At 49.8% G+C, this 21,637-nt stretch carries 18 protein-coding genes; 11 read left to right on the top strand and 7 right to left on the bottom strand.

Translation table 11 applies throughout. The features are described 5' to 3' along the window. Positions 1 to 207: 207 nt before the first annotated feature. A complete protein-coding gene (locus BDT_RS15375; protein WP_148278863.1) occupies positions 208 to 936 on the top strand; it encodes a DUF5602 domain-containing protein in 729 nt (242 codons plus the stop codon). 1 nt (position 937) lies between these two features. Here the strand turns inward: BDT_RS15375 and BDT_RS15370 are convergent, their stop codons facing one another. Both BDT_RS15370 and BDT_RS15365 read right to left on the bottom strand, forming a co-directional pair. Beyond that, entirely contained in the window at positions 938 to 1,729 is a 792-nt protein-coding gene (locus tag BDT_RS15370) for a hypothetical protein (protein WP_015092156.1), read from the bottom strand. A gap of 8 nt (positions 1,730 to 1,737) precedes the next feature. After that, entirely contained in the window at positions 1,738 to 2,589 is an 852-nt protein-coding gene (locus BDT_RS15365; protein ID WP_015092155.1) for a hypothetical protein, read from the bottom strand. A 266-nt stretch (positions 2,590 to 2,855) separates the two neighbouring features. On the opposite strand from BDT_RS15365, the gene BDT_RS15360 reads away from it, so the two are divergent. Both BDT_RS15360 and BDT_RS15355 read left to right on the top strand, forming a co-directional pair. After that, a complete protein-coding gene (locus BDT_RS15360; protein WP_015092154.1) occupies positions 2,856 to 5,381 on the top strand; it encodes a cell adhesion domain-containing protein in 2,526 nt (841 codons plus the stop codon). 26 nt (positions 5,382 to 5,407) lie between these two features. Then, complete coding sequence (locus BDT_RS15355) at positions 5,408 to 6,046, top strand: hypothetical protein (protein ID WP_158320248.1); 639 nt, start codon at positions 5,408 to 5,410, stop codon at positions 6,044 to 6,046. Positions 6,047 to 6,053: 7 nt separating this feature from the next. Here BDT_RS15355 and BDT_RS15350 read toward each other — a convergent pair whose 3' ends face one another. Together BDT_RS15350 and BDT_RS18985 are read right to left on the bottom strand one after the other, a co-directional pair. After that, positions 6,054 to 7,667 (bottom strand): hypothetical protein, encoded by a 1,614-nt coding sequence (locus BDT_RS15350; RefSeq protein ID WP_015092152.1) that lies wholly within the window; start codon positions 7,665 to 7,667, stop codon positions 6,054 to 6,056. Between the two features lie 116 nt (positions 7,668 to 7,783). Further along, positions 7,784 to 8,620, bottom strand: a complete 837-nt coding sequence (locus BDT_RS18985; RefSeq protein WP_158320247.1) for an extracellular catalytic domain type 1 short-chain-length polyhydroxyalkanoate depolymerase — start codon at positions 8,618 to 8,620, stop codon at positions 7,784 to 7,786. Between the two features lie 282 nt (positions 8,621 to 8,902). Here BDT_RS18985 and rnhA point away from each other — a divergent pair, with 282 nt between their 5' ends. Continuing rightward, the gene (gene rnhA, locus BDT_RS15340) at positions 8,903 to 9,658 is read left to right on the top strand and encodes a ribonuclease HI (RefSeq protein WP_200859541.1); all 756 of its coding nucleotides are present in this window, start codon (positions 8,903 to 8,905) and stop codon (positions 9,656 to 9,658) included. Between the two features lie 5 nt (positions 9,659 to 9,663). Continuing rightward, positions 9,664 to 10,440, top strand: a complete 777-nt coding sequence (locus tag BDT_RS15335; protein WP_015092149.1) for an SDR family NAD(P)-dependent oxidoreductase — start codon at positions 9,664 to 9,666, stop codon at positions 10,438 to 10,440. Between the two features lie 33 nt (positions 10,441 to 10,473). On the opposite strand, the gene BDT_RS15330 is transcribed toward BDT_RS15335, so the two are convergent. The 3 genes from BDT_RS15330 to nadB are packed head-to-tail and all read right to left on the bottom strand — an operon-like array spanning position 10,474 to position 13,574. Further along, the gene (locus tag BDT_RS15330; RefSeq protein WP_080602429.1) at positions 10,474 to 11,070 is read right to left on the bottom strand and encodes a hypothetical protein; all 597 of its coding nucleotides are present in this window, start codon (positions 11,068 to 11,070) and stop codon (positions 10,474 to 10,476) included. Then, complete coding sequence (locus tag BDT_RS15325; RefSeq protein ID WP_015092147.1) at positions 11,070 to 11,921, bottom strand: alpha/beta hydrolase; 852 nt, start codon at positions 11,919 to 11,921, stop codon at positions 11,070 to 11,072. Before BDT_RS15325 ends, BDT_RS15330 begins: the two co-directional genes overlap by 1 nt. Positions 11,922 to 11,960: 39 nt before the next feature. Continuing rightward, a complete protein-coding gene (gene nadB / locus BDT_RS15320) occupies positions 11,961 to 13,574 on the bottom strand; it encodes an L-aspartate oxidase (RefSeq protein WP_015092146.1) in 1,614 nt (537 codons plus the stop codon). A 139-nt stretch (positions 13,575 to 13,713) separates the two neighbouring features. Here nadB and BDT_RS15315 point away from each other — a divergent pair, with 139 nt between their 5' ends. From BDT_RS15315 to BDT_RS15290, 6 genes are read left to right on the top strand one after another with little or no spacing between them, the layout of a single operon-like run. Continuing rightward, complete coding sequence (locus BDT_RS15315) at positions 13,714 to 15,966, top strand: sensor histidine kinase (RefSeq protein ID WP_015092145.1); 2,253 nt, start codon at positions 13,714 to 13,716, stop codon at positions 15,964 to 15,966. Next, complete coding sequence (locus tag BDT_RS15310) at positions 15,967 to 17,457, top strand: GGDEF domain-containing protein (RefSeq protein ID WP_015092144.1); 1,491 nt, start codon at positions 15,967 to 15,969, stop codon at positions 17,455 to 17,457. Positions 17,458 to 17,466: 9 nt separating this feature from the next. Beyond that, positions 17,467 to 18,675: an alanine racemase gene (gene alr / locus BDT_RS15305; protein ID WP_015092143.1), complete on the top strand. Its 1,209-nt coding sequence runs from the start codon at positions 17,467 to 17,469 to the stop codon at positions 18,673 to 18,675. Positions 18,676 to 18,725: 50 nt separating this feature from the next. After that, positions 18,726 to 19,499, top strand: coding sequence for an MlaE family ABC transporter permease (locus BDT_RS15300; protein ID WP_235046155.1), 774 nt, complete (start codon positions 18,726 to 18,728; stop codon positions 19,497 to 19,499). Next, positions 19,499 to 20,263, top strand: a complete 765-nt coding sequence (locus BDT_RS15295; RefSeq protein ID WP_011165485.1) for an ABC transporter ATP-binding protein — start codon at positions 19,499 to 19,501, stop codon at positions 20,261 to 20,263. The genes BDT_RS15300 and BDT_RS15295 overlap by 1 nt, the downstream gene beginning before the upstream one ends. Further along, entirely contained in the window at positions 20,260 to 21,636 is a 1,377-nt protein-coding gene (locus BDT_RS15290; RefSeq protein WP_041577944.1) for an MlaD family protein, read from the top strand. Before BDT_RS15295 ends, BDT_RS15290 begins: the two co-directional genes overlap by 4 nt. Position 21,637 lies beyond the last annotated feature (1 nt).

Below are 21,637 nucleotides of genomic sequence, written 5' to 3'. Positions count from 1 at the left end.
GGATATAAATGCATTGAAGGTGCCACGGTGAAACCACTCCAGTTTGAACTATTTGCATTTCAGCCCCGAAAGGTGTCCAGAGTTTGATCAGGGGACAATTAGGGCTCTTCTCATTTTGAGACACTGCAGTGGGCTGATTCCCTACACAGGATCTTGTCTCAAAACCGTTCTAACGTTTGGCTATAGGTACCCTTCAAGGAGGAAAGCATGAAGCTGCTGCTATGGCTGTCAGTGTGTCTGTATGGAGCAATCGCAAACGCAGAGATGGTGTGGGGGCCTGCCACGCCGATGGGGAACGCTTCGGTGCGGACCTTCATTGAAACAGATCAGGGAAAGCCGATCTCCGTTGGTGTGGCCTTCCCCAAAGCCGCCATGGACGGTCTTTCAGAGCATACGCCTGAAGTGTTCATCGTAGAGCTTCCCACTGAGATGGCCATGCCTCCGTACAATCACGTGATGCTGGACTGGATGCCCCATGGGCATGATCCGGATTCAATCTATGGCCGACCTCATTTTGACTTTCACTTTTACATGATCAGCTCTGCAGACCGTCAGAAGATCACGTGCCTGGGGGATGATGCTGCGGTTTGTACGAAGCAACCGGCACCAGAGCTGATTCCGCCCTTCTATGCACCGACGCCGGAAGGGGTTCCGCAGATGGGCTGGCACTGGGTGGACTTGCGTTCGCCCGAATACAACGGACAGCCGTTCACCAGCACCTTTATCTATGGCTTTTACGACGGAAAGATGAACTTCGCCGAACCCATGATGACCAGGGAATTCATTCTTGCAACCAACTGGTTTGCCAGTCTGATTCCGTCACCGGAAAAAGTGCTGATCAGCGGCTATTACCCAACGGCATATTCGCTGACCTACGATGCCATTCAGGATCTGTATTTTATTAAGCTGATGAATCTGGTGTGGAAGGATCAGTGATCTAGAACACGCGCCCGCAGGCAGGGGCTTTCGGGCGGGCAATCAAAATCCGGCCCTTTTCCAGAGTGAAACGGTTCTGAGGGCGTTGATTCCATTGGATCTGGGCTTCAGAGGCCAAGTCGCCATGAACACGGGCGTTTTCAAGAGCGGTGTCGAGCATCGCCAGCCACAGCAGGGCCTTATTTCGTTCCATGCTCCAAGCTTCCAAAGAGGCCGGTGCATAGGGTTTGCCCGCCATGGAAGGGTCAAAGCTTTTAAAGTAGTCAAAGATCCCCAAAGAGCTGACCGCTTTATGGGGCTTCACTGCGAAGTCTGTCTGATCATCAATCAGAATCGTGCGGGCTGGCAGTGCTTCGGGCATGACCAGGCTTAAATTCTTTTTAAAGCGGGCAGGGAATGCCAGTGTCTCATCCTGAGAAATCACCTGCAGGTTTTCTTTGGAAAACACGCGATGGGCAATCTGCAGCAGGGATCTTCCGTCGGACAGATGCACCTGCGACAGCAGGGTTTCGTTGCGGGATTTGGTGCCGCCGCTGAAAAATGAAATGCGCACATCCGGATGTCTTTGCATCAGGGCTTCAATCATTTCCGGCAAAAAATCAGTGTGGCGATAAGCTTTGTCCTCGACAACGCGGATCTGGCGGTCACCTTTGTGGTCTTCGGGATTTTTGACGCTGTAAAAGGTTGTCCAGTCGATATCAAAGACGATGTCAAAACCGGATTGTGGGGTGGTGGCCTGCGCGTGCGGCTGGAAACTCAAAATCAGAATGAGAATTGCCAGCCACAGTTTCATGAAGTTCCTTAGAATACAACAGTCACAGAGCCGTAAACGATGGACGTGTCTTCGTCCATAAGGTCGATGTTGGAATCAGTTCCATTTGGTTTCAAAGTCGATCCGCTGTTGGTGTGACCCACTGCAATCGAGAACGTAGGATTGATTTCATAACCGATTTCCTGAGAGAAATCGAAGGAATCACGCATCACACGCTGGTAAGACCAGGTGTTCATATGAATAAAGTCCGCGGACAGGGAAATGCCGTTGGCAAATGAATAAGCAAAGGACAAACCCTGGTTTGAGGAATATTCTGTGTTCACAGCACCATCAAGGGCGGTTTCATACTGGTGGAAGTTGCGGTTGAATCCCAGGGTCGCCGTGATATCCAGTCCCGAAATGAGATAGTCCGGATTGACAATGAAAGTCGTTCCCGCCGTCAGGGCCGTAATCATGTTCTGTCTTTTCTGAGCGTCTTTGGAAGTCGGCGCCACCATACCCACGCGATAGTTCATGGAAAGACGCTTACCCACCTCAAACGGGGTGCGGTTCACACTGAAAGTGGTGTTGCTGAAAGAATCGTTTTGGGAGTCTTTCAGGTCTTGCGCATAACCACCCTGAACGCGAGCGGTGAAGGTGTTGTTCAGTTTAAGGTTGAAGCGGGCCATATAGTCCATGGATTCCCCACGGGAGCCGTCTTCATAGTCGATCATATTGGTGGAATAGCTGGAATTGATAAAGCCACTCCAGCGGCGGCCGTCCTTTTTCGGGGCCTGCATCACGGATGTTGCCGATGTCACAGACGCATTGTTGGCAAACGCGGGCGCTGCCATCAGAGCACTGATCAGGAATCCAACAATAGGACGAATAGTAAAAGACATAGGCCACCTCAGAACCATTACAACTGCGAATCGGGTGCCACTAAAATCAGACCTGAGCTGCAATAAGACCCAAGGTCACTGTCCAAGGTTTGGTCACCGGGCCAATTCCGGCTATCTAAAGGAATGAATTGGCAATTTAAGTGTTGGGAAGTCCTTTGGGTTTAGTTTGGCCACAGGACGTCCATCTAGAAAGCGGGAAATAACAGGAAATTGTTTAAACAAATTTTTGTGTTTACTGAATGATTAGCTTTCAAATGGAGTAGTGAATGAAGCTATTGAAGGTTCTGTCTTTAGTGATTGCCAGCTTGGGGTTCGTAGCGAATGCGAGTGATCATGTTTACGTAATTGATAACCCGTCTGTTGGTGCTGGATCGTTATTCTATAATTATAGCGACCCAGTACTTTTTAACAATCCTTACCAGGCTGCAAATACAGATAACCCGGCTTATAATTTCCAGCAGATTCATAGATATGTTGGAAGTGATCTCTCAATTAAGACAACTATTAAAAAGTGTATTTCAACGACCTATACGGATCCCTACGTCTATACCAACTGTGAAGGGGTGGAGAACCGGACTGGCGCAACGGAGGTTCTCATTGATGTTGGAGGGGTGCAGAGGCTTCGCGCGACCTTCCGCTTGATGGTTCCTAAAGCGAGCTTATACGAGGTGCTCAACCCTCCTCCAGCTTACATTCCAGCAAATGCATTTACAGTCTATGTGGAAGGCACAATTGAAAATCCCAACTGTACCGTCAGTATCGGACAACTGCTGCCGCCAACCCCATTGCAAAAAGAGCGAGAGCAATATTTTGAGTATATTGCGCCAGTAGCGGATTCGGAAAAGTTAGAAACTTTAGTGGTCGACTGTGAGAAGCCCTACCGAACAATACATTTCTATGGCAATAACACCCATGACAAGAAGAGACATAACTTTATTCTTGCAGAGAGCTTAACTCTCTTTGAGAAGTCGGTTGTCCCGAGTGATGTTGACTTTGCTGTTGGTATGCCGCAAATTCCATTGGCTTCAATGGAGGCAGATGCGAAACCCGGGATCAATTTGGCTGATGAAGTTGAGGTCAAAGTTACGGCGTCGGCCTCCGGCATTTCAGCTAATGATTCAAGATCTGTTACTGTCGCATTGGATTATGGAGTCGGTACTAAGTATGAAAGTGTCCCTGCGTCTCGATTTGCAAACGGGGCTAATGTTGAAATTCCATTCCGAATCAAGTATCAGTTTTCACAGAGGGGCTTGCGAGTCTTAAAAGCTACCATTAATGGGGATGGGTTGGTGCCGGAGGTCAATCTGTCGAACAACCAGTCCCTGGGGGAATTGCACGTCTTGTGTAAAGCTAAAGAGCTACCTCGGCGTTTTGTCCAGAAAGACCCAAAATGGGGTGGTGATCAATATGCCAATCAACCAAAGAGAATGAGTGCGCTTGGTTGTATGACGACTTCGTTGGCGATGCTCTATCAGTACTATGGGATCGAGAAAACTGTTCTGGGTGAGGACTTAGATCCGGGTAGTGTCAATAAAGGCTTTAAATCCCCGACGTTTTGGTCTGGAACTGTTTCGGAGTTTCAGGGGTTTGGAGCGTATGACGCAAGCGGTGGGGTAATTATTCACGGTGCGGTAAACTACGGCAGGCGATCTGCAAAAAAAACGTGTGAGCTGAATGGTGGAGAGGCTAATGAGTGTTCGGTAAATTCACTCAAATCTTTTGATTTTTCAAGGGCTTTAAATTTTATTCCAGAGGGATTGAGCGATGACTTGGATAGAGAGCTTTGTGAGGGAAATCCTTTTGTTTTGAAGGTGCCTTCTATTCGGGAGCCACATCTAGCTACCAAAGCCCATTTCGTGGTCGCATCAAAAATGGCGGTAGATGAGACGGGTAAGTATGGATATAGTGTGGCTGATCCCGCCGTTCGAAGCGATGATGGAACGTTTTATGGAATAAGCCAGGTGCGAGGTGCGAGGATTTATAAGACTTCGCTAGCGGATGTTGCTAGGAATGCAGGTAAAGGAAGTATAGAGATTCGTTTTATCGGTGATCTTGACGTGACGATTACTTCTCCTGGCGGGCACAAAGCTGTATATACTACCGACGGAAGTCAATCCAATGCTATTCCCGGGAGCTACTTCCTAGAGCCTGAAGAGATTGGAGATGCTGAAGATGTTTCGAGTGGATCTGCTTCGATGACTTTTCTGTCTCAGGCTGCAGAGAACGGTGTGTATCGAGTCGAAATCTCTGGCTCAGACGATACTGAATACTCGGTAGTGCGTCTAGGATTTGATGAAAATGGAGAAATTAACGCGGTCAATAGTGCTAACGGCTCCCTAGAAAAAGGGCAGAGAGAAAGGATAGATTTTTCTCAAAGTGCAGACCCATACTTGGACCCAGAGTTGCCTGAACCGCAACCAGAGAAATACAAATTGGATATTTCTAGAGCGGATTTGTACAGTCTATACTTCAAAAAAGCGCTTGTAATAAAAGGTAAAATGACAGGCTCTTCAAACAGGCCTATTGAAAATGTGATGGATCGAATTTCGATTCAAATCGATCGTCTAAAGTATAGCTTTAAAAGGTCTTCTTTCGTGAAGTACAGAGTTCGAAATGGATATAGGTACTCATATGTTTCTTTGAAAAATGGTCTAGCAATTCACTATAATACGAGTGATGGTGATTTTGATTTCTATTTCACTGGGAAGAACTTTTATAGTGGAAAAGCCACTATTTCTGTCGGTATTGATGGAAAAATTGCAGAGAGAGATGTCTTAATTAGAAGAAAGTGAGTGGGTTGGTGAAGGTTTATTTCTGTTTGATTATACTTCTCATTTCGTCTACGGGGTTGGGGAAACAGAGTCTTACTGCGGCTGAGGTTCTTAGGAATGAAGTTGGCTTTCTATTGGAGAAAGAGAAATTCCGTTGGGTGGGTTCTAGGCAATTTTCCAAGGACTATACTAAGTTTCAGAATCCGTTCTTTTCGGCCATATATCCTAAAAAATGTTTCTCGCTGCTGCCAAATGGTGGCGGTGATGAAATATCAGATTCTTTGGGATTGGTTTTCGAAAGAACACGTTCTTGTGGTGGGGACAAAAAAGGCACTGAAAACAAAAATTGGTTGGCCGTTCGTTTGACAAATGAGTATTCAGAAAAAGACTCGGTAGCGGAAAAGATTATGAGGGGTAGTGCCGTATATAAATCTTTGGGTACGATCAATGGGAGATCGGCGGCAATTCTGTTGTTAGCATCAATGGATAGTCTGGGTGGAACCGGTCAAGTGGTAGCAAGTATAAAGGCTTATGTTCATTGTAAAGGCACGCACTATGTTTTCGACACGTCTTTCGAGCCCGGCCAAACTTCAATTGATATCATTCGCAGCCGGAAGTTTGAAATTCCAAAAGACTTCAAGGATATAATTTCTAGTTTTGAGTGCACAGGTAAGAACGTCATCTAGGGTCGCCTTAGAAGACGACGACGGTCAGCTTGTCTCCCTTGGCAAGTTTAAGGCTGAATTTGATTTTACCATCAGCCACGTCGTACTGATCGGCCTTGACCTTTTCAAGCTCTGTACTGCTCTTTCTCTTTAACAGCACATCACGGATCTTCATACCCTCGGGAATCTCCAAGGGAAACTCCTGGCTGATATACGAAACAGACGAAGCGATTTTATCAAAGGCTTTTTTATATCCGTCATCGTCCTGACACAGGGAATAGGTCTGCACAACGCCAGGACTGGAGCTTTGCAGGCGTTCAAAGGTTTCCGCATAAGACTGCCCCGTTTTCAGCGCGCAGCTTTGACCGTGGGTATTGCCCACGACCGCCATAAAGTAGTTTCCTTGCAGAGCCGTCCTGGAAATATCGCGAAGGAAGTTCTCGGCTGTATCAGTTCCGCCCTCCAGCAAATACCCCGAGCGTACAATTCCACGGCGCACTCCTGTCGGGCCCGTCATTTTACAGGCCTGAGTCCCAGCAGTCCCTGGGTAAATGGAAGCAAGATAAGCCATGATATTCGCATGACCACGATAGGCCTGAGAACAATAGTCCGTCAAACCTTCGCTTTCCTCTACATAGTATGTGGAAACGACTTCGGTGTATTTACATTCGGTCAGCTGAACCTCGTTAAAATGGAAATTCACCCCATTATAAGAGGCTGTCTTGCCAACCAGCGCAGCCATACTGTCCTGAACACGCTTTAAGTCCTCGCCCTGACAGTTCTGTCCTGCCAAGCCTGCTTCACTTTGTCCTTTTGCCAGATAGTTGTAACCATAGAAAGTGCGCGTTTCGACGTTCGTGCTGACTCCGTCGCGATAGCCCACCCCCGTGAACGTAAATGGAATGCTGACTCTTTTATAAACGACAGACATCGTGCGGTCATAGTTATAAACCAGATCATTCATACAATGACGACCTTGATAATTGTCTTCATCCGTCAAAACGAAGAAGACCACCTTTTCATTTGTCGCAGGCTTCTGATATTTGTTTGCCGCGAACTGAACAATCGAACACAGAGCGGATTCATTATCACTTCCCGCAGTTCCCATATTCAGCACGGATTGTTTGATACTATTCACGCGAGACTGACGAACAGACGCCGAATCACGGGGGTCCAGCACAATAGACTGTGGACTTCCACCATAAATCGTTTTAGCAATGGCTTGGGTGTCATTGGCGGCCAGCTCTGAAATGTCGTTCACATAAACTTCGCTGCCTGTTTTCAGGCTTCCATAAATCAAAGTGCCAGAGGGGTTAAGATAACTGGAGGTGGACATAAGCTGCACAGTCACCTTTTTCGTCGCCAAAGAGGCCAGCAGACCGTCGATACGAGCCACCAGTTCTTCCTGTGATTGCTTCATTGTTTGGGAGTTATCGACCACCAGAACCAACTGTGTCGATGGGTATTCCACAGATTCTTCCGTTTGGAACTCGGACAGTTTGGCATTTTCGGGAAGTTCACCGTCAATTCGATAGGCCGTTTCAGAGTCCATATCAAAACGCAAACTTTGCGGTGCACAGTTCTGAAAAGAAAGAACCAATATGGACGCCCCGGCCAAAGCCGCCAACCTATTCTTTTTCACACATCCCCCCGGATATCTGAATATTATTCTACTCATTGTGGAATATCAGGGGAGATCTTGTCTCAAAAAAATACAGGGGTCCTAAGGCAAAGCGTCTCGAACTTCTGTGCGAACGCTTAGCGGGAACGGGACTTTATCATACTGAGAAAAAGAATCGTCACATCGAAGGTGTTTGGCGAAGCAAAGGTGTATCCCGCAGCCCCGCCACTCCACGCGTGTCCCATGCCCGGCACACGAATATAAGAAACCACCGCACCCCCGGAAGCCTTCCAACGAATGAAATCTTCAGAATCTGCGACCTTCGTGAAAGAGGAGTTCAGCTGACCGTCATCCGAATGATTCAAAAAATAAAGCCCCTGCTGCAAAGACTTCTGAGCATGACTGCTGGTGGATATCTTGTCCTTTTCACCGCGCACGATGACGATTTCCTGTAGTTTCCTGTGGGAAATGTCGCGACTGCATTTTATGGCCTTTTCACCCAAGTCATTTTCGGCCTGCCGGTAACGACTTAAAATTCTGTAGGGGGCACCGGAATGAATCAAGGCGGCTTTAAAAATATCCGGATAACAATAGGCAAAGTGAGCCGCCAGAACACCTCCGGCGGAAAACCCACCCACATAAATTTGCTCCGGATCCACCAGACCTTTTTTGACGAGGTCTTGAATATGGTCGGTGATTTCCTTCAGCTTTCCCTGATTGCGCTTTTGATTGGCAGGCAGGAACCAGTTCCAGCAGGTCAATGGATTCTTAAGAACAGACTGCTCGGGAGTATAGATGATTGCATCCAACCCCATCCACTGCTGTTTTTCCGCAAGGCCCGTCAGCCCCATGAACTCCTGTGCTGACTGTGTGCAACCGTGCAACCACAAAATCAAAGGGCGGGGTGCGGCTGCTTGACTGAAGGTCGGAACAGTCCAGCCCACAGCGACCAACAATAAAAGAAATTTTGCCAAACAAGTCATTAGTTCACAAGCTTCACGGAGGCAGTAAAAGACACTCCCAGACTGTACAACAAGGCAATGCCAATCTTCTTCATAGTAGACTCCTTGGTGAAATTGGATAAGGAGTTCTATAAAAGATTCTCTCGCGTTACAAGGCCACACCGGGGAAAGCGATAAAATGTCCAGGACTGTCCAAAGACTTTGCTGTTTCCCAAAAACGCAGAAACATGGCCTCAACGTAGCGGCTTACGCACAGGGCATTGACAGAAAAGGCCTGGCTCGTAAGGATGTGGCGTGTCTACAAATACTCGCGATCATATCATGATTTATTCCGACGGAGCGTGCTCCGGCAATCCCGGCCCTGGTGGCTGGGGCAGTGTGATTCTTTACCCTGACAATCAGGTGCAGGAACTGGGGGATGGTGCAAGATCCACCACCAACAACCGCATGGAGATGACGGCCGCCCTTGAGGCATTGAAGGCCGTAGCGCACATGAAGGTGCCAGTGCGTTTTTATACGGACTCCACCTATCTGATCCGTGGGATCACCCAGTGGGTGCACGGCTGGCGTCGCCGCGGCTGGAAAACGGCTGAAGGCGGCGAAGTTTCCAACCAGGACATCTGGGAAGATCTGTCCCACGTCGTTGCGGCCCGCGGGGCGCAAGGCAAGATTGAATGGCACTATTCCCGTGGTCACGTAGGAACACCGGGGAATGAACGCTGCGACCGTATTGCGGTGGCGTTTTCAAAGAACGACTATGTGTCGTTGTACTCGGGCAGTCTGGATCAGTATCCGTACGATCTGCTGCAGGTTCCTGCTGACACCAGTCTGCCAGAAATGAAAGGTCCCGGTGAAAAAAAGAAAGCGGCCTTCAGTTACCTGAGCAATCTGGGCGGACTTGTGTACCGTCATCGTGACTGGCCAAGTTGTCAGAAGCGCGTCAGCGGTCAGTCCGGGGCGAAATTCAAAAAAGCAACTTCCGCGTCCGAGGAAATTGAAATTCTTAAGTCCTGGGGCCTGGGGCCCGGCACGGTTATCAAGGAAGGATAAACTCTATGGAAATCACAAATCGTCATGTGCTCGTCACCGGAGCCAGCCGCGGAATTGGCCGTGCCTTTGCGAAAATCTGCGCGGAAGACAAAGCCCATCTGCATCTGGTGCTTAGAAAAAAAGACGCTGAAGTGATTAAAGAGTTTGAGTCCCTGGGCGCCAAGTCCGTGAACATCTGGGAAGCGGATCTTTCGACCCGTGAAGGGGTTGAACATTTGCTGGAACAAATCAAAGATGTGCCGGTGGATATCCTTTTCAACAACGCCGGTGTATTGACCGGGGGGCTGATTGAAGATCAGCCCATCGATGATGTTTACAAAATGCTGCAGGTGAATGTGAATGCGCTGGTGCACCTGACTCAAGGGGTGCTGCCAGGCATGTTGAAAAGAAAGCGCGGAAAGATCATCAATAACTCCAGCGTTTCAGCCTATATGAACTTTCCTTGTGCTTCGACCTATGCGGCAAGCAAGGCGGCAGTGATGGCTTTCACCAACTGCATCCGTCTGGAGCTGAAAGACACCGGCGTCAGCACACTGTTGTTGATCACTCCGGGAATCAAAACCCGCATGTTTGATGAAATCGAAACTTTGTATTCTAAAAACTTTGTGATTCCGTCGGAATCAATGACTCCGGGCAAGTATGCTGAAGTCATCCGCGAAGCCGTGTTGCACGATCTGGAAGTGGTTGAGCCATCGGGTCTGACCGGCGTGGGTTTGAAGATCGCCAAACTTGCAAAGCCCCTGTTTGAAATGGAAGTCATGCGCCGATTCAAGCGCTCTTAAAACTAAAAAGCCCGCTTCCAGAGCGGGCTTTTTTTATTTGGAAGATTTATAGTTCAAAGTCCCTGAGCCTACCGGACCGGTGATGGTCAGCTTCTGGTCCTTGCCCTCGATGGAAATCATCGGGACCGGGAACGTGAAGGTGTAAGGTGTCGAGAAGCGGTTGTGAATCGGGTACAGACCCTGGATTTCAGCCAGTGGCAGTTTGATTCTTGTGGCTTTGCCTTCAAAGCGACGACCGTCCACATCCAGGAAGATTCTCCATACAGTGTCGGCTTTGTACAGGTCGTCGTTCTTTCTTTCTGGCGTAAAGAAGGTCACAAAGAATTCAGACTGTTTGGAAAGACGCTGTTCAAACTTGGCTTTTTCTTCTGTGTATTTTTCTTCGGTCCACTGATACAGGCGCATGCTCTGATCCAGCTGGGCTGCCGCGACTTTGGAATTCAACTGAATGCCTTCAACATCCAGCACGTTGTAAAAACCGCTGTAGGTGCGAAGCTTGTCAGAGTTGTCTTCAAGAACTTCGATGTATTCGTCAGAAGTGCGCAGAGTGCGACCGGATGGAGTCACTTCGTAATTGGTAGCGCAGGCAGACAGAATTGTAACAGTGGTCAAGGCCAAAAAATATCTCATTACTTAGACTCCAAAAAACCGTCGAGGAACTTTTTGATATCCGCATACACAGTCGGGCGGATCGTATCGTTGATCAATTCATGCTTTGCGCCCGGATAGACGTAAAGCTCTTTTTCAGTGGTGCCAAGGTGTTCGTACAACGCTTTGGCCGCCATCGTGCTGATCACCGGGTCAGCGTCAGACACAATCACCAGCGCGGGTTTCTTAAGCTGATTGGCGCGAGGGTTGACGAATTCAAAAGAATCCAGGAACCCCAGGAATGCACCCGGAGACACGCGCGTGTGACGAAGAGCATCCTGTTCATATTCACGGATCACATCCGGATCACGTGTCAGCATGTCGTTGGAAAGCTCATTCCCCATCGTGATCTGCGGCAGAAGCTTGTTCAGAATGCCAGCACCTTTGGCTTTGAAAGCCGGTACCGGAACTGTCAGGCCCAGCAGGGGGGCACTGATCACCATCGCGGTGCAGTCGATGTCGGAATTTTGCAGCATGGTTTTCAGCTGAATCAATCCGCCCATGGAATGGCAGTACAAAATCACCGGACCTTTTTTTACCTTTTCCTCTTTCATAACCATGTCGAGGAAGATTTTGTAGTCCTTGCAGTAATCGTCAAACTCCGCAACGTAACCGCGGCGTCCGTCAGAACGACCATGCCCCCGCAGATCCCATCCGTAAAAACTCCATTTGTCGTTTTCAAAAGCTTTGATCAGACGGTGATAGGATTCCGAATGTTCGCCATGGCCGTGCGTGATGATCACGGTGCCGCGCGCTTCGGGATTGTCCCAAATCTGGAAGAAAAGGTTGATGTCTTGGTAGCCCTTAAAGAAGCCTTCAGATCGTTTGTACATACTGTCTTAGCTTGCCGTGACTCGCCCCGGACGGGCAAGTCAATTCAGGCCTCGAACCACGATTGTATCGTGGGCGGTCTTGCTCTTTTCGGGATAGTCGAGATTGTAATGGATGCCTCTGGACTCATGTCTGCGCAAGGCGCATTCCACTGACAGATCCGCCACGATCGCGATGTTACGCAGCTCCAGAATGTCCGGGTGGATCTTCATGTTGGAGTAATATTCTTTGGTCTCTGAAAGAATGTTTTTCAGACGGTGCTGCGCGCGTTCCAGACGTTTGTTAGAGCGGACAATCCCCATATAGTTCCACATCAGGCGGCGAATTTCGTCCCACATGTGGTTGATCACGATCATCTCGTCATCGTTGGATTCCTGAGGATGAGTCCAGGCTTTGGGTTCCTTGTCTGTCAGCTTGAAGCTGTCCCAGTGCTTTTTGATTTCCTCAGCGCAGTTGTGAGCCGTGGTCAGGCATTCCAGCAACGAGTTGCTGGCCAGACGGTTGGCGCCGTGCAGACCGGTGCACGCGGTTTCGCCAATGGCCCACAAGCCGGTGATATCCGTGCGACCCGTGACATCTGTCAAAACACCACCGCACAGATAGTGTGCCGCCGGAACCACCGGGATGGGTTGCGTGCTCATGTCGATGCCAAATTCCATGCACTTGTTGAAAATTGTCGGGAAGCGCTGTTTAAGGAATTCACGATCCAGTTTGGTCATGTCCAGATAAACGCAGTCAGCGCCGGTTTTTTTCATTTCATTATCGATCGAACGAGCCACCACATCCCGCGGAGCCAGCGAGCCCAAGTCATGATACTTGCGCATGAAGGCGTTACCCTTGCTGTCGATCAGCTCGCCACCTTCACCGCGCAAGGCTTCGGAAATCAGGAAGTTGCGGGAGTCACGGTGGAACAGGCACGTCGGGTGGAACTGCATGAATTCCAGATTGGCGATGCGAGCGCCCACTCGGTACGCCATCGCGATGCCGTCACCGGTCGCGCCACCCCAGTTGGAAGTGTAAAGATAAACCTTACCCGCGCCCCCTGTGGCCAAGGCGGTGTTTTTTGCTATAAAAGTATGCACCTCTCCGGTGTCTTTGCTAAGGGCGTAACAGCCGATGCAAGTCACAGGATCCATGTCCGCAGGGTCGACTTCTTTGTTCACGATCAGGTCGATGGCGTAGTACTTTTCCATCAGGGTGATGTTCGGATTTTCGCGAACGCGAGCAAGTAATGTGCGATGGATCTCTAAACCAGTTTGGTCCTCGAAGTGAAGAATGCGGCGTTTGCTGTGCCCGCCTTCGCGCGTCAAATCCACTTCGTTGGTTTCTTCCGAGCCACGGCGGCGGACGTCGAAATGAACGCCCCAGTTTGTTAAATCTTTAATGCGATCAGGGGCTTGCTCTACATAATCACGAACGACAGTTTCTTTGCAAAGACCGGCTCCGGCGGTCAAAGTGTCCTGTACGTGAGCTTCGAAACTGTCCTCTTCGGACATCACCGCAGAGATTCCACCTTGAGCCATGGCCGAGTTTGTCCCACCGGCGCTTTCTTTGGCCAGTACGATCACTTTTCCATTTTCCGAGAGCTTCAGAGCCAAAGCCAAGCCAGCAGTGCCAGAGCCGATAATCAAAATGTCGCAGCGGTGAGTACTCATAGTGGGGATCTTCTACTCCTTTTAGTGGCATTTGCAAAGGACTCTTGCTTGATTCTTACCAGTTTCTAAAACTACAATAAAATCAAAGGTATCTCGCTCTTGGAAGAGCGCGGAGAAGTTACAGGAAGGAACTGCCTCAATGAAAGTTAAACTCATCGTCGTTCTGATTGCGGTGGCGACTGTTTTCATCAGCGCTGTCTTGTGGCGGACGGACAGTTTTGTCTATGGTGATCGTATGAGTTGGGTCGAAGCGCAGACCCGCACCCAGCTGGGTGCCATCAACCATTCATTGACGGTGGAACTTAAATCCCTGCAGCGCCTGGTTTCAGGTTTGAATTCTGAAAGTTTCCAAAAAGGAAAAACCAACTGGAGTTCTTTGTCGCCGTACTATGCGGTGGCGGCGTTTTCTGTGCGTGGATCTGAACTGGATCCGCAGGCTCTTGCAGTTCGCGAAAATTCCAAAGCAGCCAACTGGAACAAAGAATTTGTGAAAGCAGCCATCGGCAACATCGGTGCGCGTGGCAATGACATGAGATTCTTTGTTAAACCGTTCCAGGATTCCCAGCGCGGCCGTTATGTGGCGCTGGTGTTTTTGGAAGGCACGCGCGCTTACGCTTTGATCGGTTCCGGTGAAACCTTCCAGTCCCTGATCGACGCGCAAAAAGGTTCTTTGAGTGCATTTTCCATCGTGACGGCGACGGGCCTGACCGTGGGCCATTCTGTGCCGGAATATCTGGGCACCGTGATGCGTGATGATCCTGTTTTCCGCGAAGCGCAGAAAAGCGGATCGTCCCATGGCAGTTCTGTTTTCAAGCTTGCTTCCGGTCAGGATCTTTACGGCATGTTTGAGATGATCCCGCAAAGCAATCTGTATGTGCTAAGTTCGGCTCCACTGAAAGAGGCGATGAAGGGACGCACCGGTTTGTGGTGGCAGTTCCTGCTTCTGGGGGCGGGCCTTGTGCTGGTTGGTGCAGCTGCGGCACTGTGGGTGATTTCACCTGCAGAAAAAGAAATTGAAACCCTGGAAACCCAGCTGGCCGAAGCGAAAGCCAAACCAGCTCCGGCGCCGGTGGTTGAAAAAGTTATCGCACAAGATCCAGAGATCGCTCACAAAGAACGTCTGGATGCTTCGATGCGTGTGGCTTCAGCGCTGGCGCACGAGATGCGTGGACCTCTGGCTTCCATTCTGGGTTATTCCCAGATTATTCTTTCGAAAACTCCGGAAGACGAAGTTGTGCAAAGCACGGACTCTATTCTTCGCGAAACCCGAGCGGCCCGCTCTGTGCTGGACAAGCTTCTGGGTTATGCCGGTGAAGAAGTGAAAGAAAAAAATGCCATGCGTGTTGAAGGCCCGCTGGTTCGTGCGCTGAAGCAGCTGGATACGTTGTTCGCGCAAAAAGGTGTGAAGCTGACCAAGGACATTCAGGACACCCACGCAAAAGATCTGGATGTGGATGGTGTGACCCGTGCGATGGTGAACATCATGACCAACTCGGTGGAAGCCATGGAACGTATGGCGAAAAAGGAAATCAAGGTTTCCCTGTATGAATCCGAAAGTGGAACTCATCTGGACATTGAAGACTGCGGCGAGGGCATTGAGCCTGCGAACATCGAAAAGATTTTCGATCCGTTCTTCACAACCCGTTCATTCCAGAACCACATGGGCCTGGGATTGTCGGTGGCCTTCGGAATTTTGAAAGAGCACAACGCGGACGTGAAAGTGGAATCCCAGCGCGGGCAGGGCACGAAAGTGATGATCCTGTTCAAGAAAACCATGGGTCTTGCGGTGATGAAAGCCCCGGTGGCGCCAAAACAGGAGGAGGAAGAAGTGATTGTCATGAAAGAACTGCCTCGCCTGAAAGAAGAATCACCGGAACGTGCCGAAGCCGAGGCAAATTTTGTTGCGGCAACCACGGTGCAGCCCGAGCCTGCCGCATCCCCCTTGGATGTGAACATCGACAACCTGCTGGAAGAGCTGCCTGAGATTGTGCCGGTCAAAGCTGAACCGGTCGCAGCGACAGACCAGGTGATGGTTAAAAAGATTGTTAAGAAAACGGTGAAAAAGAAATCCCAGCCGGCCAATGATGAGCTGACCTTCATCGACGGTTTCATGGGTGAAGAGGTTGAGGAGGAAGTTGAAGTGGAAGAGGAAATTCTTGTGGCGGCCGACGTGGCCGAAGCTTCCGCTGAAACTGTTGTCGCTGCGGCGGCAGAGCCTGTGACCAGCACGGCGATTCCGGTGGAGCATGCTGCCGGTGCCAGCCTTGCTGATATGGATGATGAACTGACTCCGGTGAATTTTGTTGTTCCGCCGAAAATGGCAGCTGCCAAAAAAGAATCCAAGCTCGACGGATATCATGTTGAAATTCGCCGCCCTGGAAAGAGGATTTAATTGAATATTCGCGATTACAGTTCTCAGTTTACGGTTTTTGTTTTCACCACGGATGTGGATCTGGGGGCGTCGGCGAAAGTGTATCTTTCACAAGCCGGCTATGATGCCTATTTCTTCCAGGATCCTGAAACGCTGGAACAAAGACTGAAAGAGAACGCTCCCCATATTCTGGTGTTTTCAACGGCAGCCCTGGCGGGTTCGCTGAGTGATTTTGTCAGCATCGTTCAGGGTATCAACGACGAGATTCGCTTTGTGGCGGTCAGTTCGATTTCCCAGTTTGATATTCTGGCCCAGTACAACAGCCACGGATTTGTGGATGTGATTTCTGACGATGCCGCAGCTCTGGAATCCCGCGTGGTGTGGGCGGTGGATCGTGCCTGTGAAAAACTTTATCTGACCTATCAGAACGAACAGCTGTTTGATGATTTGAAATCCACCGAATCGCGCATGGAGGAAGTCCACGCGGCGGCGGTGAAAAGCATGAAACAGGCCGAGGCTGAAAAAGCCCCGCCGGTTTCCATTTCAACCCGCATCGGTGAATATCGTTCCGCACAAAGCAAAGAGGATCTGATCCAGAAATATCTGAATCAGCTGCCGGGCAGCCTGTGTGTGTTCTTCAAGTTTCTGCCGTCGGTTCGTTCCTTTGTGGCGACTCACGCCAGTGGTATTCCGGGCTCTGACATCCAGGGTGTGGGTGTGCAGCTGGAATCCAACGACATGAAAGAGCTGAGCTCGCAAATGGCCATTGGCCTGTTGCCTCCGCGCTTTACCGAAATGCTGGTGGAAGCTTTCCACTTCAGCCCGCCGAAAGCTTTGCCGCTGTATGCGCACAATGCTTTGGAAGGTGTGTTTGTTTATTCCGGGCAGCTGCCGGCGGAAGACGTGGCTCGCATGAACGAAGAGTTCACGCTGCTGTCGCTTTGTTATTCGCATTTCTCGCTGGAAAAGAAAGTCGATTCCCTGGAAGTGCAGGACTTCGTCACTGAAGTCTATAATCGCAACTATTACCAAAAAGTTCTGGGTGATGAGGTGTCCCGCGGCCGCCGTCTGAAGCAGCCTTTGTCAGTTGTGAAAATCTCGATGGATGATTTTTATGAGATTGAATCATCTTTGGGTGAAGCGGTGAGAGATGAGTTGCTAAAAGCTGTGGCAACCATCATCACTAAGACCAGCCGAACCAATGATGTCACTTGTCGTACCGGAGTGAATGAGCTTGCGATGATCCTTCCGCATTGCCCGAAAAAGGGTGCGGCTTTGCGCGCGGAACGTCTGCGCCGGATCATCGAAGGCACTTCGTTCATGGATAATGGCATGAAGGTGTCTATCAGCCTGGGTGTCAGTGAGTATCCTTCCTTGTGTGATTCCGCCAAATCTTTGGATGAATCCGCAACGAAGGCTTTGCTTCACATCAACGACAAGGGCGGGAATAAAATTTGTTTGTTCAAGGCTCCGGAAACCCACAAGCCTGAATTTGAAGTGACAGCGGAATAGAGACTAAGAATGGAAATGTACCGTCGCACGTTTGCGGAAATTAATCTGGATCATCTGAAGCACAATATTCAAGTGCTGCAGAAGGCCTTTCCGCAAGCCCCTTTTCTGTGTCCCATGGTCAAGGCCAATGCCTATGGCCACGGCGATGTGCAGTTGGCGCGTTTCCTGGAAAGTCTGGGCATCAAACATCTGGGTGTGTGCCTGATTGAAGAAGGCCTGCTGCTTCGTCGTTCCGGCGTGAATGCCGAAATTCTGGTCTTCCGCGGTTTTGATCGCGAGGGTGCGGAAAAAATCATCGAATACAACATGACACCGGTCGTGAGTTCCTGGGAACAGATTGATCATCTGGAGGCCGTGGCCGCAGACCCTGTGGGGATTCACCTGAAGTTTGACACCGGCATGAACCGTCTGGGATTCCGTCCCGAAGAAGCACAAAAGCTTTTTGATCGTCTGTGGCAGAATAAAAAAATCCGATTGAAAGCCCTGGTGACTCATCTGTTTAACGGCGAAGATGCCACGGATTCTCAAGGCATCAGTGCCCGCCAGTTGCGTGATCTGAATCGTGTCAGCACGGTGTTTAAGCCATTTAATATTTTCTGCCATGCTCTGAATTCCGCAGGCATCATGAGCGCTCTGCAGATGAAAGACGCCGGGAACACTCCGGCGGATCATCCGCTGTTCATGCAAAACTGGGGTCTGCGCCCGGGGCTGATGATCTATGGTTACAATCCATTGGGTCAGAACAGCTTCGGGGGCCTAAAGCCGGTGATGAGTTTGAAATCTCATGTGGCCACCTACAGACATCTTCACATCGGTGAAACTGTTTCTTACGGTGGCACCTGGACGGCCAAGCAGGATTCTGTCATTGCTGTGGTCCCCATTGGATATGCGGATGGTTACCATCGTATTTTGTCCAATCAGTCCTCTGTGGTTTTTGCAGGCAAAAGAGTTCCTCTTGTCGGCAGCATCTGCATGGATTATCTGATGCTGGATGTGACTGAAGTGGTGCGCGGTAAAGACCTTAAGGACTTTAAGGATCAGGAAGTGACCTTGTTCGGATTTGCTTCCGATGGCAGTTTCCTGTCCCCGGAAGAGCTGGCGGTTCAGGCCAAAAGCATCACCTGGGAGATGCTGACAAGTGTGGGCGAGCGCGTGCCGCGTATTTACTCCGGCCTGGATGTCGGATTTGTGTTTGATGAAAGCAGAGGCCAACGATGACCCTGTCGCAAAAGCTGTATAAATTGATTTCCGGAGTCGGAAGGTACTTTATGGGTACCATTTCCGATCTGGTTTCCTCGACGGGAAAGATCATCATTTTCTTCAATGAAAGTATGCGCCTGATTTTCGCGAAACCATCGCGTTTCACCGAAGTCATCCGTCATATGGAATTCATTGGTAACCAGTCCATCGGTATCATCTGTCTGACCGGTGGTTTCACGGGTCTGGCGCTGTCCCTGCAATTGTATCTGGGTTTTAAACTGTTTAATGCCGTGAACATGGTGGGTCCGACGGTGGCGTTGGGTATCACCCGTGAATTGGGTCCGGTATTGACGGGTCTGATCGTTGCGGCTCGTGCCGGTGGTGCGATGGCCGCTCGTTTGGGCACTATGCGTGTGAACGAGCAGATCGATGCCCTGGATGTGATGGGTGTGAACACCAAGCAATATCTGGTGTCTCCGCGTCTGGTGGCGGCCTTTATCTGTATGCCATTGCTGGTGGCGGTGTTTGACTTTATTGCGATGCTGGGCAGCTGGTTCCTGTGTGTGAAAATGGTGGGTTTGGATGAAGCGGTGTTCTGGCAAAAGATCGCCGACTTTATTGAAATACGTCATATCAACGAGGGGCTTTTGAAGGGCATGGTCTTCGGGATTTACTTTGCACTGATGTGCACCTACCGCGGGTTTAACACCACGGGCGGAGCCAAAGGGGTGGGTGAAGCCACCAATCAGGGCGTCGTGCAAAGTATGGTTGGTATTATCATTCTGGATTACTTTGCGACCAACATGATCCGTCTGTTCTACAGTCTTGTGGGGATTACATAATGGCGAATGAATCAGCAATTTCACTGCGTGATGTGAAAAAGTCCTTTGATGGCGGGCATGAGTTCGTCCTTAAAGGCATCAATCTGGAAATTCCCAAAGGCAGTCTGACGGCGATCATCGGTTTTTCCGGAACCGGAAAAAGTGTGATGTTGAAGCACTTGCTGGGGCTGTTTAAACCCACCTCCGGCACGATTGAAGTTTTGGGGACCGATCTTTCCACGCTGAATCCGGATCAATTGACGAAATTCCGCTGTAACTTCGGGGTGCTGTTTCAGTCCGCCGCATTGTTTGATGATATGACGGTTCTGGAAAATGTCTGCTTCCCGTTGTTTGAACACCGCCGTGAACTGAAGCCGGCCCAAGTCCTTCGTATAGCCGAAGAAAAGCTGCACCAGGTAGGTTTGGAGTCCAAACATTACCACAAGCTTCCGAGTCAAATCAGTGGTGGTATGCAGAAAAGAACGGGTCTGGCACGAGCTCTCGCCCTAGATCCAGAAATTCTGATCTATGACGAGCCGACCACGGGTTTAGATCCCATTCTGACAGAAATGGTGGATAATTTGATCCTGAGTACCCATAAGTTAAAACAGGGTGTGACATCTATCATGGTATCTCATGATTTGTCCGCTGCGTTTAGGATTGCCGACCACATCGCGATGTTGGATAGTGGCCGAGTTTTGTTATTTGGTACTCCAGAGGATTTCTTCAACACGGACATCGAACTGGTGAAGAAATTTGTGAATAAAGGGATGAAACATCAATGAATTGGCTTCGCGCTGCAGAATTTAAAGTCGGATTAATGGTGATTGTGGTGGGTTCACTCATCGCGGTCATGTCTATGCAGGTCAGCGACGATCCATCTTATCTTGGTCGTTCCAAAAAAGCCTGGTTCCTTCTGCCCAACGCTGGCGGTCTGGTTAAAAACTCCGCAGTTCGTTCTGCCGGTATTCCGGTGGGTGTAATCAAGGACATCCGTCTGCAGGACGGTATGGCCCGCATTGATATCTCTATTAAATCTGAAGTTCCGCTGACGACTTCCGCTTCCGTGGAAATCAAAGCCCAGGGTATTTTGGGTGACAAGCACATCGAAGTTTACCCGGGTTCACCGACCGATCCTCCACTGGAAGACAACGCTCAGATCCTGTCTATTAAAGACGGGGCGGGCATGGAAAACCTGATGGCTCAGGTTTCTGATGTGGCAAGCTCCCTGAAAGAAGTGGCGAAGAATCTGAAAGAAGCGACTTCGGAAGACGGCACCCGAGCCCACGTTCTGGGCCGTATCGTTAAGAATATCGAGACATTGACCGGGGATCTGGCGCAAATGACGACCGAAAACAAGGATAAGATCGGCGATATCGTGGATGACATTCACGGCATCACGGCGAACCTTCAGGAAGTCATGAACGATAAAAGTGATTCCGGCCTGAAAGAGACCTGGAAGAAGCTTTCCAACACAGTTAAAAACCTGGATGACATCACCACCCGTATCAACAAGGGTGAAGGCGCATTGGGTAAACTTATCAGCGACGAGCAGACTTCCGAAAACCTGACCTCGGCGATCGATGGTCTGGGGGGAATGCTTGATTCTGCGAACCGTATCCAGACAGCCTTTGAGTTCCGCGGGGAATACCTGAACGAAGTTGGCGCAACCAAGTCTTATATTGGTGTGCAGATCCAGCCGGGTCTGGATCGTTATTACTATATTGGTGTGGTTGATGACCCTGCCGGTGTGGTTGAAACGACTAAAACTGAAGTCACGGGCCCGGGTGCCGGTGATGTGGGACCAGGCTCTTACACTGAAAAGAAAACTTACAGCAACAAGATCAAGTTCACGGTTTTGTTTGCAAAGAACTTCTGGGATCTGACTCTTAAAGGGGGTCTGATCGAAAATAACGGTGGTTTCGGTATCGATTATTACTTCTTCCGCCGCAAACTGAAGTTCACAGCTGAAGCCTTCCAGTTCAGCGAAACCAACGTGCGCAGCAGTCTGACTTATAACTTGTATCGCGGTATCTTTATTACCGGTGGTATCAACGATGCCTTCGATCAGCAGGGTGCACGTTCCAGTTATCTGGGTGCGGGTTTGTTCCTGACGAACGACGATCTTAAACTTCTTCTAACCAAGGCGCCTTTTTAAA

Origin of the sequence: Bdellovibrio bacteriovorus str. Tiberius (genome assembly GCF_000317895.1) — a bacterium.
GTDB classification, from domain to species: Bacteria; Bdellovibrionota; Bdellovibrionia; order Bdellovibrionales; family Bdellovibrionaceae; genus Bdellovibrio; species Bdellovibrio bacteriovorus_F.
This window is presented reverse-complemented; position numbering and strand designations above follow the sequence as displayed.